Source organism: Priestia sp. P5_B4, assembly GCF_056400385.1.
Genome location: NZ_JBFULJ010001431.1, coordinates 1 through 614, shown reverse-complemented (window position 1 = coordinate 614; position 614 = coordinate 1). Strand labels below are relative to the sequence as shown.

Here is a 614-nt window from a genome sequence, read left to right as displayed (position 1 = left end):
GGTGTAATCTAAACGTAAGCTTTCAACAAAATCTTTGTATGAAGTAATATCATGAACATCTTCAGTTTTAGCTACATATCCTCCCACTGCTGTATAAGATCCATCTACATACTTCTCAATATCTTTAGCAGGGATCGTTTTTTGCAGCAGCGTATCTTTTGTAAGGGGTGAAACAGAGTCACGTATAGCCTTCATTACTTCTATTTCATGAGAAGTTAATGTTTTAACATCCTTTAATTTTAGTTCATTAAACTCCTTTTTTGTAAGATTAACGCGCTTCAGCACTTCATTAATTTTTTGATCAAAATCTTCTAAGCTTTCTAAATCTGAAGCCGTATAATGAGCATCAACTGTCCTTACATCTTTATGTACTTTTTTAACTTCAATTAATTCATACTGTTCTACTTCATCAGCCGTTTTAAACGTTTCAACGCTTGAAATGGTTTCGCCATTCGTATCAGCTACAACGTAACCGTCTTCAGCTTTGATCACATATCCGAATTCTCCGTTACCTAACGCAATTAAGTCTGACTGTTGAAAAGCGGCTTTCTCTTTTTCTTTTTGAAATTCCTTATCTGTCATTCCCTTAGTAACGAGAGCTTTAAGTTCTGATG

Annotated in this window: 1 pseudogene; it reads right to left on the bottom strand. The window is 34.7% G+C overall.

Annotation, left to right across the window (positions count from 1 at the left end):
* Positions 1 to 582, bottom strand: a pseudogene (locus tag AC1DRF_RS31400) (hypothetical protein); the annotation flags it as partial.
* Between the last annotated feature and the right edge of the window lie 32 nt (positions 583 to 614).